Genomic DNA, 14,781 nt, shown 5'->3' on the forward strand with positions numbered 1-14,781 from the left:
CCCGGGGCTGTCGGACGGGGCGGCTAGGGTGTAGCGCGTGGCGGGTGTCTTCGATCGGCTGGTTGGGCAGGATGCGGTCGAGTCCGAATTGCGGGCGGCCGCGGTCGCCGCGCGCGGAGGGACCGGCAATGGCGCGATGACGCATTCGTGGCTGTTCACCGGACCGCCGGGATCGGGGAGATCCGTTGCGGCGCTGTGCTTTGCGGCTTCGCTGCAGTGCACGGACGAAGGGGAGCCCGGATGTGGTCGGTGCCATGCATGCACGACCACTATGGCCGGAACGCACGGTGATGTGCGGCGGGTGATTCCGGAAGGGCTGAGCATCAGCACCAAGGAGATGCGCGAGATCGTGCAGATCGCCTCACGGCGGCCGAGTACCGGTCGATGGCAGGTGGTGCTGATCGAGGACGCCGACCGGTTGACCGAGGCGGCGGGCAATGTGCTGTTGAAGGTGGTCGAGGAGCCGCCGGATCGAACGGTATTCCTGCTGTGCGCGCCGTCGGTGGATCCGGAGGACATCTCCGTGACGCTGCGGTCGCGCTGTCGGCATGTACATCTGGTGACGCCCTCGGTGCCCGCGATCGCGCTTGTGCTGCGCGAGCGCGACAAACTCGATGAGAAGACCGCCACCTGGGCGGCATCGGTGAGCGGCGGTCATGTCGGGCGGGCTCGGCGGTTGGCCACCGACGAGGAAGCGCGTGCTCGTCGGCAGCGAGCGCTGGCGTTGGTGGGTGCTGTTTCGCGGCCGGGTGCCGCCTACGCGGCCGCGGATGAATTGGTGAAATCCGCCGACGACGAGGCCAAGCAGATGAGTGCGGCCCGCGACGAACGTGAGCGCGAAGAATTGGCGACCGCACTCGGTGCGGGCGGCACCGGCAAAGGCGCCGCGGGTGCGACCCGAGGTTCGGCCGGTGTCCTCAAGGACCTGGAGCGCAGGCAGAAATCCCGCGCCACCCGCACCGGCCGCGATGCCCTGGACCGCGCGCTGATCGACGTCGCGGGCGTCTACCGTGACGCTCTGGCTGTCCGCTTCGGCGCCGCCCGCAACGGTTCCGGTGTCACCCTCACCCACCCCGATATGTCCGACCAGATCCACGATCTCGCCGACCGCGTCCGCCCCGAGGGCCTGCTCCGTTCCATCGAAGCCGTCCTCGCCTGCCGCGAGGCCCTCGACCTCAACGTCAAACCCCGCTTCGCCCTCGCCGCCATGGTCGCTACCCTCATCTCTGCCCAATCCGCGTGACCGCTACCACCCGTTTTCGCGATCCGACCGCCGAGGAGTTGTGGGCGTTGGGATTTGCCGTGTGGCGAAACGGTGAGCCCGATCGCGCCGAACACCTTTTGCGGGAGAGTATTCGAGCGGGCCGACTGGTGTCCGATCCGCTCGTTGTGACGGCCTGTTTGGAGACACTGGCCTGGATCGCGACCGAGCAGCACCATGCCCGGCGCGCCGCTGTACTGCTGGGCGCCGCCGATACGCTGAGCCGCATCATCGGCAGTGTCACCTTCATGTTTCCCAGTTCGCGTGTACCAAGAGGAATACACGCGCCACAGTCGCGAGATGCTCGGCGCGCGAGCATTCGAGGCGGCCCGTCAGGAAGGCGCCGCGATGAGTTTCGCTGCCGCGGTGGGCTTCGCGCTCGGCGGGCGTGCCGAAGCGACCGCGCGGTCCTCTCGTTCGGGAGGAAACCTGACCAAGCGTGAGCGCCAGGTCGCCGATCTCGTTGCGCGCGGTCTGACCAACAAGGCGATCGCCGCCCGGCTGGTGATTTCACAGCGCACCGCCGATGGACATGTGGAACGTATCCTGACCAAGCTGGGCTTCACCTCGCGCGCACAGATTGCGGCCTGGGCCGCAGAACAGCCCGAATTCGGACGCCCGCGGCCCGCGCGACACTGGACTTCCTGCTAGACAATGCCTGCCACCATCTGCGGATCATCATCACGAAACACCGCCGGACTCCCCGTCGGTCGCATGCGCCTGCGCGACGAATTGGTCGAAATCGATTCCGAAGACCTGCGATTCGACGAATCGGAGACCAATTCCTTCTTGGTCGAGGTCAATGGACTGCGGGATGTTGCCCGGAGTTCCGAGGGGCGGTCACTTCGCCGGAGATCGGAGCTCGAGCGCCAACTCGACTGCGCGCGAACCGGCGCGGCATGCGCGGTCGAGGTCGGCATCACCTGCGGTGACACGTCTTGTGCCAGTGGTACCACGCGGTCCGGCTCCACCTGCACGCACCGATAGCCCACACCGAGACCATCATGGCCGATCTCTTCCGCGTCCATCGCCGGCGATTGCGGTTTCGCAGACGGTCCGCGGAGATTCCTAGAGAGCGAGCCCAACGGCTTCGAGGACGTGAGGCCGACCTGGTCGGCCAGCACCCCAACGGACGCGACGGCCTCTTCGGTGCAACATCGCCGCCGCGGCGATATTGCAATAGTGAATCGTGATGAAAAGGTCGGGGTTCGACCTGCCCCAATGCTCGACCGGCGGGTGGGCATCCGACCGAGAACTGGCCGGACGCCGTGGTCGGGTCTGCCGTTCGCGCTGCGATGACCACCCGTTTTCGCGATCCGACCGCCGAGACGATAGACTCGCGTGGCCGAAAGGCACGCCGCCTTAGCTCAGTCGGTAGAGCGCTTCACTCGTAATGAAAAGGTCGGGGGTTCGATTCCCCCAGGCGGCTCCATTTTCCCAGTTCAGAGGCTACTTCTTGCCCAACCGATAGACGGTGTGTCCGTGCGAGGTCGTAGCCGATCTCGGCCCGGCGGTGGAAGCGGTGCCAGGAGTTGATGCCGAACAGACCGATGGGTCGGTCATCGCGCCCGGTCAGGGCCCAGTGGATTTGTTCCTCGGCGGCGTAGGCGGTGCGCAGCGCGGCGATCATGGCCTCGGCGTCGGGATACGTCGCGATGGGCCCCGGAGTTGTAGCGCTGCGCGATTGGATCGCTCCGGAAGGCGAACATGTCGCTCGCGTCGACGGGGTGCCATTCATGCAGTACCAGTCGCTCGGTCTCGAGGATCGGGAAGGCTGAGAAGTCGAAGACCACGCACCGAGAATGCACCGGCAGCGGCCCGCATCGACAGAATCGCTGATTTTGGGGATCGACCCTTCCGGACGATCCCCAAGGAGCGGCTCGCCGCCAGATTGTGCGAGAAGGACAGGAGGGCGGGCCCGACCCGGAACGTGATCACGCCGTCCTTGTTGGTCCGAACTGGAATGCTCGGAAGGCCGACCCCCGGATCCCTTCTTAGCGGTGGCTACGTCCGAGAGGCGGGGTCGGCGTTTGCGGCGGCAGTGTCCCTAGAACGTGAATTGTGTTCCGTAGCCGGTTGTCTGGGCGGTTCCGTTGATACCGTCGACGCGCGCGGTGACGAACGGCATCGCTGATGCGGGCGACAGGCATCCGTTGACGTTCAGTGGCGTGTTGGTGTGACTGAATGTGTAGGGGTACGTTGCGTCCTGATCCAGGCTGGCCGTACCGATAACCGCCGCCGTGACCTTCCCTGGTACGAGGGTTACCGAGATCGCTCCGGCGAGACCGGCATTGACGCCGAAACTCGGTGAAACTGCGACGGTGACGCTGGTCGAGTCGCCGAAGGTCAACGCGAGCGAGGGTGCGATACCCGCGCTGACGCCGACGCTCGGCGCAATCCCGATGGTGACGCCTTCGGAGATATCCACGGCGCAACCGATCAAGTATCCGATCGCAATTTCCCCGTCGCGGACTGAACCGCCGCTGACAGACACCGAATAATCTCCGGACACTTTGGCTGCGTGCACGAACGGGATTCCTTGTGTTACTTCGTCTCCGGCCGGGACGAGATTGCCCACGTCCACCGCCGCGACGAGGTGCATGCCACCGGCACCGGCTTCGCCAGGTGCCGCATCGGCGGGTGTGTTCGCAATGTAAGTCGCCGCACCGACCATCGCCGTGAGCGATGCAATAATCCTGAGATATTTCCTGGTCATACCACTCCAGTCGAATAATTACCGACACAGACTGTTCCGTAGAAATAGATCGCTCGCGACACCGGGACTCGAAGTGTCTAGCCGCGCAGGAGGTTCGATGCGGGACCAGCACTCGAACCTTCCGGCAGACCCTACCGCATCTACGGGACAACTGATCTCATGCGCCCTGTTACTCATCCGGCCTGTCGACTAGCCGGACATCGGCAGGGCGCGACTCGAGAATCTCGGGGACTGACGGGATCGTCACGGCACTAGCTAGTTGTGCTGGGCCCCAAGGGGTTTCGATTAACCCGGGCGGCTCCACGCAACGGTCAAGAACTCTCGTGCTTGGCCTCGTCCGCGATCCAGGCGGCGATCTGGGTGCGTGAGGTGAATCCGAGTTTGGTCAGGATGTGTTCGACGTGGTGCTGTACGGTGCGTTGGGAGAGCACCAGTTTTGCGGCGATCTGTTTGTTGGTGAGTCCTTGGGCGACAAGGTGTGCGACCTCGAGTTCACGTCTGGTCAATGTCGTCGCGGAATCGTGTGCTGTGTTGGTCGGCGGTTCCCCCAGGGCGTAGGACACCGCGGCGTTCAACCCCATGGCCTGGCCGCGCCGGAAGGCGGCATCGAATGCCCGGTCACCGAGTGCGCCGCGCACCCGGCGCTCGCATTCGTCGTGAAATTGGGACAACTCGTTGGAAAAATTGTGACACCTGAGGCGGAGCGCAACAGGTATTCGGCGGCTCCCATCAGAATGGCAGCGCGTTCACCATTCTCGGCGGTCCAGGCCAGTGCCTCGATGCCGGGGGCCGCGACGATAGGGCTGGGTATGTGTCGGCTGACTCGCAGCGATTCCAGCAGCACTTCTTCTGCGTGCGAACGCTCGCTCTGCTGCCATGCGGCAATTCCGATCCCCCACAACGTGCTCGACCGAAACAGCGATTCGCCGCAGGCTTCGGTGATGGAAAGTATCTGCTCGCGATATTCGATCGATCGCTTTATATCACCTTGGAGTGCGCGTGCCCAACCGAGCATGGTCAACACGGAGATATACAGATGTCCTCGCGTATTCGATTCGAATACCGCGAGGGCGGGCTCGAGCACGGATATCGCCCGATCGTGTTCACGCCGATACAGTGCCACGGCTCCCCTGGCGGACGCGGCCAGCGCCTTGGTAGTGGGAGCGGGGTCCTGTTCGGCAAGCGTGCATGCCTGCTCCACGAGGGCGGCCGCGCGCTCCAGGTTCCCCTGTACCGCCGTCATGATCGCGCTCGTATGCAGCGCTTTGACGCGGTCGGGTATCGAGTGCGCGGCAGGGTGGGGCAGGACGCGGTCGAGCCAGCGTCGGCCTTCGCCGTACTGGCCCCGAAAGCTCCAGAACAGGTATAGGGCGGTGGCGGTGGGCAGCCCGGCTTCGGCGGCCTCCGCGCTGTCTTCGGCAAGGCAGAACTCGAGCATGTCCCGGAAATTCGGTTGTTCACGGTCGAGCCGTGCCAGCCAGCCGAGCTGCCGGTCGCTGATCCACCCTGCCTCCGAAGCCAGGGCCAATCGCTCGTACCAGTCACGGTGGCGCCGACGCAGGTCCCGGAATTCGCCGCTCTCCTGCAACTTCTCGCGACCGTAATCACGCATGGTCTCCAGCATTCGGAAGCGCACGACGCCTTCGGGTTCCTCCCGGATCACGATGGACTTGTCCACCAGGGAGGACAATGCGTCCAGCAGAATCTCCGGCGCAAGGTCGGCGCCGCACACCTGCTCGACGGCATCGAGTTCGAAGCCGCCGGCGAATACCGATAACCGGGCCCATATCCGCTGCTCGACCGGCGTGCACAGCTGGTAGCTCCAGTCGATGCACCACCGCAGCGTCTGCTGTCGCGTCGGCGCGGTGCGGCTACCGCGGGTGAGCAGCGCGTACCGGTCGGTGAGCCGCTGCAGGATCTGCTCGGGAGACATGGCGCGCATCCGAGCCGCCGCGAGTTCGATCGCCAGCGGCAATCCGTCTCCAGTTCCTCAGCTCGCGGGAAATGCTGCTGGTTCTCGACAACTGCGAGCAAGTGGTGGCGGCCTCGGCAAATCTGGTCGAGACGCTGTTGCTGGCCTGGTATCGCCAACGAAGGTGAACGGATCGCGAGTTCGTAGCTACATCAGGCGGTGGGGAGCGCGGTGGGACTCATCTGCCAGGCCTGTGCCAGGGCTTCCCGCAAATGGCGCTTCAACCCGCGCACTTTGACGCTGTCGGTGTGTCGTGGGTCCAGTGCCTCCTCCACCATGTGCAGGAACCGCCGACGGGTCACGCCGAAGGTCACAAGCAGTTCGCCTGCCGTGGCGCCGCCGAACGGCGCCCAGCGGATCGCAAAGCTGATCAGGGCTTTCGCCGCCGCGTCGAGGGCCTTCGCGCTCTCCATGAGCTCACACTCGCGCAGCGAGGTCCGCACCCACCACGCGTCGTAGCGATGTTCGACAGGGGGGCGATGCGTCGGGCGCATATCGTTCGCAGCACACGAACGCTGTGCCGCGGGACGAACGCTGTCATCCGGATCGGGCGTTGCTCGGCAGACGGTGAACACCGGGAATCGATCGATCCGAGGACGCGGCTCGAATCGCACCCGGACCGGCAGTTCCGCAGACGGTGCGACGTCACCCTCGATTGTCGCGTACACCCACGGCCCCTCGTCGAGTTCCACAATGGCTATGGTCAACGGCACCACCTGGGCGTGCGGACGGCTCACACTCCGGTGTACGAGCCGCCACGACACGATCGAACCGAGACCCGACGACGGCGACCATTCGAGATCCCAGGACCGGCACGACGAACATTCGGCGGTCAGCGGCGCGAACAATTTGTCACAGCGTCCACAGCGCCGGATCATCATTGCGGTATCGGTCCCGGTGGGTCTGCCACCGTACTCGTATGTTTGCTCGGACATGGGAAACCTCGGTGTGGTGATAGCCATGGATGCTGTCCCCACCAAGCGTTGCTTTCTCAGCGCCCGAACACGACGGTAGAACTACCGGGGGTATACCCATTTCTGCGGACCGGTCCGTATCGCGACCCGGTCGAGGGGCTAGTGCAGGCGATGCGTACGCGCGGTCCAGGCGGCTATTTGTGCCCGAGACGAGTAGCCGAGTTTGCACAGGATGTTTTCCAGGTGCCGGTCGACGGTGCGCGTCGACAGCACGAGCCGTTCCGCGATCTGCCGGTTGCTGAGGCCCTGCGTGACGAGTTCGGCCACCTGCCGCTCGCGGGCCGTGAGCATGGTGTCTTCGTGCTCGTTCGGCTCCTGGGCGGTCTGGCTGGGGTCGAGTGCGTATTGGATCGCGTGAGCGTGATCCAGTGCCGCACCGTGCCCTCTTTCCGTGTCCTGCTCCGCCCGCCGCAGTGACTTGGTGAGGGTGTGCTCGCAGGCTGAGTGCTGTGCGCCGAGATGTGGTCCGAACGCTGCGATCGAGGTGCCGATGCGTCGCCATACCGATCCGACCGCGCCCATCAGTCGCGCCGCGTGCCGGTATTCGCCGCGGGCGGCGGCGATCCAGGCCAGCAATTCCATCATCAGCGCCGCGCCGACATGGTCGTTGAATTCGCGCTGGATCTCCAGGGCGGCACGCGTCGACTCGACCGCACTGTCGTATTCGCCGCTGACGTACTGGTAGTAGCCGAGCGCCCAGAGTGAATAGGATTTGGTCAACCGTTCGCCCTGCTGGTCGGCCAGTTCGATGCCGCGGCGGGCCGTCGCGCCCGCACTGTGGTCACCGGTGTGTGCCATGGTCAGGGAGAGTTGGAACAGGGTCATGCGGACCACCTCGTCGTCGTCCGCGTAATCCTCGGCGGCCTGCTCGAATGCTGCGATGGCCGGTGCGAGATGTCCGGGTAACAACTGGGCTGTGCCGCGCAGACAGGTCACCCAGCCCAGCGCGTGGCGATCGCCCACCGCCGCCGCGCGCTCAGCGCATTCGTCGAGCGACACAGTGGCCGCATCGATGTCGCCCAGCAGCAACCGCGCCCAGCCGGCCACCCACAGGGCAGAGATTCGCTCCGGGCCGGAGTAGTCGGCAGTGTGCAATGCCTTATCGATCCATCGCCGTCCTTCACCGAGGAACCCGTCGGTGCACCAGTGATAGCGCAGGGCGGTGACCAGCGCCAGCGCTTCGCGGACGGCGGCCGGTGTGCTCGTCGCCCAGTCCAGCGCGGCTTGCAGATTGTCCCGTTCGGCGCGCAACTCGGCCAGACCGGCCGCTTGGCCGGGGCCGTTCCAGGCTGCGGCGATCTGCTCGGCGAGTGCAAGGTAGTGGTCGCAATGCCGCTTGCGCATGGCGCTCGTCTCGTCCCGCTCGGTCAGCCGATGCGAGCCGTATTCGCGGATCGTTTCCAGCATCCGATACCGCGGTGGGCCGACGGTTGGTTCGGGCGCCAGGATCGACTGCGCGACCAGATGGTCGATCAGGTCCAGAATTCGTGCACGCGGCAGGTCGGGACCAGCGCAGACGCCCTCCGCCGCGGCGAGGGTGAATCCACCGGCGAACACCGACAGCCGCGCCCACAGCAGCTGTTCGGTCGGCAGGCACAGCTCATAGCTCCAGTCGATCAGGGCACGCAGCGTCCGCTGCCGTGGCACAGTGGCCCGGACCGAACCGGCCAACAGCAAGAATCGATCCTCGAGCCGGTCCAGGACGGCGGGCAGCGATAGCGACCGCAACCGGGACGCGGCGAGCTCGATGGCGAGTGGAATCCCGTCCAGACGCTCGCAGACCCGCACCACCACATCCGCATCACGTTCGGTCAGGGTCAGGTCCGGGCGCACCGCCCGCGCCCGCTCCACCAGCATCGTAGGCGCATCGTAGGCAGTCAGCCCCCTGAGCGTCACCGGATCGTAAGGGGTTGGCATCGACAGCGTCGGAACCGTGTATACGTGCTCGCCGGCGACGTCGAGCAACTCGCGACTGGTGGTCAGGATCCGCAGCCCGGCACAGGATCGCAGCAGCACGTTGCAGAGCGCGCTGCACGCATCCACCAGGTGTTCGCAGTTGTCCAGCACGATCAACGCGTGTAGATCCGCCAGGTAGTCGACGAGCTGCTGCTCGATGGTCTGGTTCGACACGTCCACCATTGCGAGGCTGGTCAGCACCGTCTGTGCCACCAGCTCGGTATCGGCGACGGCGGACAGGTCGACCAGCCACACCCCGTCCGGGAACGACCGGCCGGAAACGGCCGCTACCTCGCTGGCGAGCCGAGTCTTTCCGACACCGCCCACACCGGTGAGCGTGACCAACCGAGCCGTCGCGAGCAGCTCGCGGACCTCGCGGATCTCCCGTTGCCGTCCGACGAAACTTGTCACCGCGAATGGCAGGTTACCGACCACGCGAGTGGGCTTACTTCGCCCCATGAGACCTAATCTAACCGTGCCGGGGGCCCTGTGAGGGCCTGGTTTGCGAAGGTCGTTCCCGAAGCGGTTGGTGCCCGAGTGCTACCCCATCTGTGCGTCCGAATGCGGTCTCAACATGCGCGAACTGCGGATTTGGGTGGTGAAGTGGGTGTTTCTACCCATGTCTGTGCGTGACGGATCTGTGAGGCTCGGTCAATCAGTTGTGAGCAGGAGGTCGACCTTGACATCTCACCGAGCGTGCCCGATCGATGGGGGTAGCCAAAGGCACCAGCTACATCCGCGACAACCGGGGGTGGCGATGGATGACGTATGTCGCACCGAATTCGACGGACTGCGCGTGACGTGGCGTTTGATCCAGAATCGGCTGATCTCGATCGTCGCCGTGCACGACACATCCGATGCTTCGCCGGTGCTCTCGTTCGGCCCGGCCGCTTATCCGGATCTCGTGCAAGCACGAGAACTCCATCCGGGTCTGACGAAGCTGTGGGACGCGGTGCGCCGCGACTTCTGGACCACCCTTATTCCGCCATGCCCGAATAAGGGCAGACAATGGCAATGGTCGTGACCACGGCAGTTGCGCGGCCCGAAGCATCCTTACCGACTGTCGAACCAGCCAACCAGGCAAGTATCGGAACTCGAATCGCCCATCCGCTGCTGCGTGGCACAGTCGGGTTGGGGTTGGCAACCCTGGCGCTGATAGGTGGCCACGGCCGGCTCGGGCACGCGCTCTGGCTCAGCCGACTCATCGATCTACCGGCTGCCGCACTCGTGCCTCCGAAGGGCACCAAACGCTGGACCGTTCAGTTGGGTAACTTCCGTGCCGAATGGTTGTGGAACGACGATCTGCCCGCCCCGTGGCAGCGACAAGACTCGGCGCTGCTGTACTTCCACGGCGGTGGGTTTATCAGCGGCGGTTTGAATACCCATCGGCGCCTCGTCGCCAAAATCGGACGCGCGAGCCGGATGCCGGTATTCAATGTCGACTACCGGCATTTACCCGGTGCGCATTTCACCGAGACTCTCGACGACGCCGTCGAGTCCTATGTCTACCTCCTCGAGCACGGCTTCCAACCCGAGCGCATCATTGTCTCCGGCGACTCGGCAGGCGGCGGGCTGGCCTTCCGGCTGGTGCTGGCAATCCGGGAACGCGGCTTGCCGATGCCCGGCGGCATCTCCGCGATCGCACCGTGGGCCGACTTCGATTCGACGACCCGAAACGCCCACCCCAACCGGCACCTCGATTCCTATATCCCCACTCGGATCCTGGAAACAATCGTGCGGCGCGGCGTCGCCCTCGACGGCGAACTCGATCCGACATGGTCGCCGGTCAACCACGACTTCACCGGTCTACCTCCGGTCTTGATCCAGGTCGGCTCCACCGAATGCCTGCTGCCCGACGCGGAAATGCTGGTCCGCCGCTGCGTCGAAGCGGACGGCCCGGTACAGCTGCAGGTCTGGGACCGCGCGCCGCACGTCCACCACGTCGCCTCGGATTTCCTTTCCGACGCCCGAGCCGCGATCGACGACCTGGGTCTGTTCCACCGCCAGATTGTGGCTTGATCCGCCCGCTGAGACACAGTTCGGCAATCACCCCATTCGTCTCGATCCAGCAATTACGGTGCTGGCATGACGAACCCGGAAGGCGTCGAGCAGACGAGTCCTCGTCGATCGCGCGTACGCGTGTGGCTCGCACCGGCGGTTGTGGTGTCGCTGCTCATGGCCCTGCTGGCCACGATGTATCTCGCGTATGTGGTCGATCCGTCGAAGCATCTGCACGGCTTTCCGATCGCGCTGGTCGATCAGGACAGCGGGGATCTGATCGGCGGGAAGCCGACCAATGTGGGCAAGCAGATCAGTGATGCGCTGGTGCAGCAGATGCCGAGCGACAAAATCGATCTGCGGGTGCTCGGCATCAACGAGGCGCAGCAAGAGTTGAACTCGGGCAATGTGTACGGGGCGATCGTCATTCCGAGCGACTTCACCAAGCGGCTCGGAATTTTCGCCACCGCCAGCGTGGTGCCCGGCGATGTCAGCCGGCCGATCATCACGGTGTACACCAATCCGCGATCCGGTGCGTTCTCATCGCAGGTCGTGCAGACGGTGGCTGGAAGCGCACTCGCGCAAGCGAATCAGACGGTTGGCAAACAGCTCACCGAGACCGTGCAGACCCAGCTGCAATCGTCCGGGTCGGCGCCGGAACTGGCCGGCCTGAGTCGGCTGATGCTGGCCCAGCCGATCGATGTGGTCGTCACCCCGTTCCATCCCCTGCCGTCGGGAACGGGCGGCGGTCTGACGGCCTTCTTCTACACGATGATGGTGCTGCTGGCCGGATTCACCGGCGCCATGGTGATCAACGGGATGGTCGATTCGTCGCTCGGTTTCGCACCGACCGAATTCGGTCCCTGGTATGTGCACTATCCGACGACGCCGATTTCCCGGCTGCGGACGCTGCTGCTGAAGTGGGGCGTGATCACCGGTACCGCGCCGGTTGTGGCCGGGATATTCATGGCGGTCGGGCATTGGCTCGGCATGCCCATCGAGCGGCCGTTGCTGCTGTTCCTCTACAGCATGTTCGCGATCATCGCGGTCGGCGTCACCGCGCTGTCGATCGTGTCGGCGCTCGGTACCGCCGGTCTGCTGGTCAACCTCATCCTGTTCATCGTGCTCGGGCTGCCGTCCTCCGGTGGCACCATCCCGATCGAGGCAATCCCGAAATCCGTTGCCTGGCTCGCCGATTTCGAACCGATGCACCAGGTGTACCTCGGCATCAGGGCCATCCTGTATTTCAACGCCGACGGCTCCGCCGGTCTGAGCCGCGCGATCTGGATGACGCTGCTGGGCCTGGTCATCGGACTCGTCGTCGGCGGGGTCGTCACTCGCTACTACGACCGGAAAGAACTGCACCGCGCACCGGCAAAGAGCTGATGCTGGTCAGTACCAGTGGTGTGCCTGCCAGAATGCCCAGGCGCCGTCGGGGCTGCCGTAGCGCTCGTTCATATAGTCGTAGGTCCAGCGGATTTGGGTCAGCGGGTTGAATCGCCAATCGGCGCCGTGGGTTTGCATCTTTTCGGCGGGCAGTGCTTGGCCGAGGCCGTAGGCGCCGCTTTTCGGGTTGATGGCGAAGACGTCCCAACCGCTTTCGTGGGTGATGACGGCGTCGAAGGCTGGGAACTGGTGCAGTGGTACCACTGTCAGGGCGAGGGCTCTGGTGCCCAAGCGGACCAGTGAGAACGCGAGTCCGGCAGTGGTTGTTCCACTGTCGGGCGGGCTGGCGGCGGGCTTGACGGCGCCTGTGTCGTCGCTCTCGTCGCCGGGTGCAATATTGTCGCTCTCCTCGGCGGAGAGGGCGAGGCTGTCGCCCAGGCCGTTGGTGGATGGGGTAACGCTGTCGGCGGATGTGCTGTCGCTGTCGCCGAGACTGTCTGCGGGCGTGGCGTCGCTGCTGTCGGGGGCGTTGGCGGGCGTGGTTGTGCTGCCGTTCGGCCTGTCGGTGGGCGTGCTGTCGCTCCCGCTCGGCCCATCTGTAGGTGTGGCAAGACTGTCATCCGGGCCGTTGGCGGATGGTGTGACGCCGTCGTTCCGCCTGTCGGCGGAAGTGTTGACGCCTTCGCCCGGACTGTCTGCAGACGTGGCGGCACTGCTGTCGGGGAAATCGGCGGACGTGGCGCTGTCATTCAGTCCGTCGGTAGATGTAGGGCCACTATCGGCCAGACTGTCAGCGGAGGTCGCGTCGTCGTCGTTCGGGGCATTGGCGAACGTGACGACGCTGTCGCCCAACCCCTCGGCAACGGCTGGACCGGCACAAACCATGAGTGCTCCGACCGCAATGGCGGCCACGACAACGCGCAGCATCGATTCGCTCCTTAGATGTATTTGCCTTCCATATCGATGGGTGTCATGAGCTCGCGTGCATCAGTTCGTCCGAATGGTCAAACCCGGATTGTCTTGCAGCACACTGCTGATCGGCTGGCCGAGCAGCAGTGGGACGTGGCCGCAGCCGAGATCGAAGGAGGAGCTCACCGTGACGATGGCGCTGCTGAGGCCGAGTGCCTTGGTGCCCGCGAAGATCGGTCCACCGCTGTCGCCGCGCTGGCCGCAGAGGGCGGCATAGAACATATTCTCGATCTTGACCGGTTGGTCGCCGTGGCCGCGTAACAGGCCCTTTTGCCCGGCCGCCAGCACCGTCCCGCACGAATATCCGGATGTGAAGCCGGTTTTGCAGACCGCCGCTCCGACAACCGGGTCGGTGATTCCGTCGATGCGCAGGACATCCGAACCGGCAGCTCGCGACTGTCCTGCATTACTGCCGTTCACATTCACGTTGGGCGCCTGCGCCGGTGAATCCATTTTCTGGGTGGACACCAGGTTGTTCCGGAAGCGCGGCGCGAATGTCTCGTTGATCCGCACGATCGCGTAGTCCTTGGGGGCGAACTGGGAGACCGTGAAGTTACCGATCTCCTTGCCGAGCTGCCCATCTTTGAATTCGTAGACACGTTGGGGCTCGGTGGTTTTCGCGGATGGTTCGACAACATTGTTCGGGTCGCAGTGCCCGGCGGTGATATTCACGGCACTACCGCCGGCATCGCTGGCATTGAAGCCGAACGAGCACCTGTGCGCATTTCCGTCGATCTTGATGCCGAACGGCTGGCCACCGATGATGTCGCCTTCGGCTTCGATTCCGGCGATGGTCTGGATGCCAACGGAGGTGTCGTCGGGTCGGGCTTCCGGCAGCACGGCCGTCACCGACTGGATCGGCCCGATATCGGTCGGCAACTGCACGTCATCGGCCAGCCGGACGGCGAAACTGTTGGTCACCACGTCGATGCCGTAGGCGACAATCGAGTCGACGACGGTGCTCGGCTGACCGGATAGCCAACGTTCGAAGGCGATGCGGCGGGCATCGAGAGTGCGCTCACTGTCGGCAACGGTTTCCACGCTGAATCCGGCCTTTTCGGCGATGGTTTTGGCGTCCGCCGCGCGCTCACCTTCGGCGAGGGAGACGATCGGACGGTCGTCACTCATCCGGATCCCCGCGAATACGGCCGGGTATGCGGCGCGCGCCTGCTGTGCGAATTCGGCCAGCCGCCGGGCGGTTTCGGCGCGTACGAGATATTCGTGCGCATCCATTCCGAGGTCACTCGCGACGGCCGCGATCAGTCCGGGCGGCAGCGGGGCGGCATCGGGCTTTGGTGCGGCCGCTGCCGGATGCGCGATCGAACCTGCCATTGCCAATGCGGCACAGCAGCCGAGCGCTGCCCGCCGCGTACGAATACCCGACCTCATCGAGCCGCCTCCTGACCAAGCGCCGAAGTATTCGATGACGCTATGTCACATGCGTCACAAAACGGACTATTTGGTTCCATAGCGTGTCGGTGTCCGCGCCGGTCAACGCCCCTACGCCGGACAACTTGCCGACACGCCGAGACCGTTGAACTGTCGAATA

The 14,781-nt window shown here is 64.8% G+C and carries 13 protein-coding genes and 1 tRNA gene; 7 read left to right on the plus strand and 7 right to left on the minus strand.

The window, feature by feature from the left end; translation table 11 throughout:
* The first annotated feature begins 37 nt into the window (after window positions 1-37).
* The 4 genes from ACFYOW_RS34165 to ACFYOW_RS34180 all read left to right on the plus strand — a co-directional run bounded on the left by ACFYOW_RS34165 (window position 38) and on the right by ACFYOW_RS34180 (window position 3,039).
* Complete coding sequence (locus ACFYOW_RS34165; protein WP_387294189.1) at window positions 38-1,243, plus strand: DNA polymerase III subunit delta'; 1,206 nt, start codon at window positions 38-40, stop codon at window positions 1,241-1,243.
* Window positions 1,244-1,561: 318 nt separating this feature from the next.
* Window positions 1,562-1,912, plus strand: a complete 351-nt coding sequence (locus ACFYOW_RS34170; RefSeq protein WP_387294190.1) for a response regulator transcription factor — start codon at window positions 1,562-1,564, stop codon at window positions 1,910-1,912.
* Window positions 1,913-2,617: 705 nt separating this feature from the next.
* Window positions 2,618-2,693: transfer RNA gene (locus ACFYOW_RS34175), tRNA-Thr, on the plus strand.
* Between the two features lie 196 nt (window positions 2,694-2,889).
* The gene (locus tag ACFYOW_RS34180) at window positions 2,890-3,039 is read left to right on the plus strand and encodes a hypothetical protein (protein ID WP_387294191.1); all 150 of its coding nucleotides are present in this window, start codon (window positions 2,890-2,892) and stop codon (window positions 3,037-3,039) included.
* A gap of 269 nt (window positions 3,040-3,308) precedes the next feature.
* On the opposite strand, the gene ACFYOW_RS34185 is transcribed toward ACFYOW_RS34180, so the two are convergent.
* From ACFYOW_RS34185 to ACFYOW_RS34205, 5 genes are all read right to left on the minus strand, one after another.
* Window positions 3,309-3,935, minus strand: coding sequence for an MspA family porin (locus ACFYOW_RS34185; RefSeq protein WP_387294192.1), 627 nt, complete (start codon window positions 3,933-3,935; stop codon window positions 3,309-3,311).
* A 353-nt stretch (window positions 3,936-4,288) separates the two neighbouring features.
* Window positions 4,289-4,558: a response regulator transcription factor gene (locus ACFYOW_RS34190; protein ID WP_387294193.1), complete on the minus strand. Its 270-nt coding sequence runs from the start codon at window positions 4,556-4,558 to the stop codon at window positions 4,289-4,291.
* The gene (locus ACFYOW_RS34195) at window positions 4,549-5,952 is read right to left on the minus strand and encodes an ATP-binding protein (RefSeq protein ID WP_387294194.1); all 1,404 of its coding nucleotides are present in this window, start codon (window positions 5,950-5,952) and stop codon (window positions 4,549-4,551) included. The genes ACFYOW_RS34190 and ACFYOW_RS34195 overlap by 10 nt, the downstream gene beginning before the upstream one ends.
* Window positions 5,953-6,101: 149 nt before the next feature.
* Entirely contained in the window at window positions 6,102-6,884 is a 783-nt protein-coding gene (locus ACFYOW_RS34200; protein WP_387294195.1) for a Zn-ribbon domain-containing OB-fold protein, read from the minus strand.
* Window positions 6,885-7,022: 138 nt separating this feature from the next.
* The gene (locus ACFYOW_RS34205; RefSeq protein ID WP_387294196.1) at window positions 7,023-9,338 is read right to left on the minus strand and encodes an ATP-binding protein; all 2,316 of its coding nucleotides are present in this window, start codon (window positions 9,336-9,338) and stop codon (window positions 7,023-7,025) included.
* A gap of 298 nt (window positions 9,339-9,636) precedes the next feature.
* Here ACFYOW_RS34205 and ACFYOW_RS34210 point away from each other — a divergent pair, with 298 nt between their 5' ends.
* The 3 genes from ACFYOW_RS34210 to ACFYOW_RS34220 all read left to right on the plus strand — a co-directional run bounded on the left by ACFYOW_RS34210 (window position 9,637) and on the right by ACFYOW_RS34220 (window position 12,263).
* Complete coding sequence (locus ACFYOW_RS34210) at window positions 9,637-9,903, plus strand: hypothetical protein (protein WP_387294197.1); 267 nt, start codon at window positions 9,637-9,639, stop codon at window positions 9,901-9,903.
* Complete coding sequence (locus ACFYOW_RS34215; RefSeq protein ID WP_387294198.1) at window positions 9,900-10,898, plus strand: alpha/beta hydrolase; 999 nt, start codon at window positions 9,900-9,902, stop codon at window positions 10,896-10,898. The genes ACFYOW_RS34210 and ACFYOW_RS34215 overlap by 4 nt, the downstream gene beginning before the upstream one ends.
* A gap of 66 nt (window positions 10,899-10,964) precedes the next feature.
* Entirely contained in the window at window positions 10,965-12,263 is a 1,299-nt protein-coding gene (locus ACFYOW_RS34220) for a YhgE/Pip domain-containing protein (RefSeq protein ID WP_387294199.1), read from the plus strand.
* Between the two features lie 6 nt (window positions 12,264-12,269).
* Here the strand turns inward: ACFYOW_RS34220 and ACFYOW_RS34225 are convergent, their stop codons facing one another.
* Both ACFYOW_RS34225 and ACFYOW_RS34230 read right to left on the minus strand, forming a co-directional pair.
* Complete coding sequence (locus tag ACFYOW_RS34225; protein ID WP_387294200.1) at window positions 12,270-13,190, minus strand: transglycosylase SLT domain-containing protein; 921 nt, start codon at window positions 13,188-13,190, stop codon at window positions 12,270-12,272.
* 60 nt (window positions 13,191-13,250) lie between these two features.
* Window positions 13,251-14,621 carry a S1 family peptidase gene (locus ACFYOW_RS34230; RefSeq protein WP_387294201.1) on the minus strand — a complete coding sequence of 457 codons (1,371 nt, stop codon included), beginning with the start codon at window positions 14,619-14,621 and terminating at the stop codon, window positions 13,251-13,253.
* Window positions 14,622-14,781 lie beyond the last annotated feature (160 nt).

The sequence above is a fragment of the Nocardia sp. NPDC006982 genome (assembly GCF_042869435.1).
In the GTDB taxonomy this organism is placed as follows: Bacteria; Actinomycetota; Actinomycetes; order Mycobacteriales; family Mycobacteriaceae; genus Nocardia.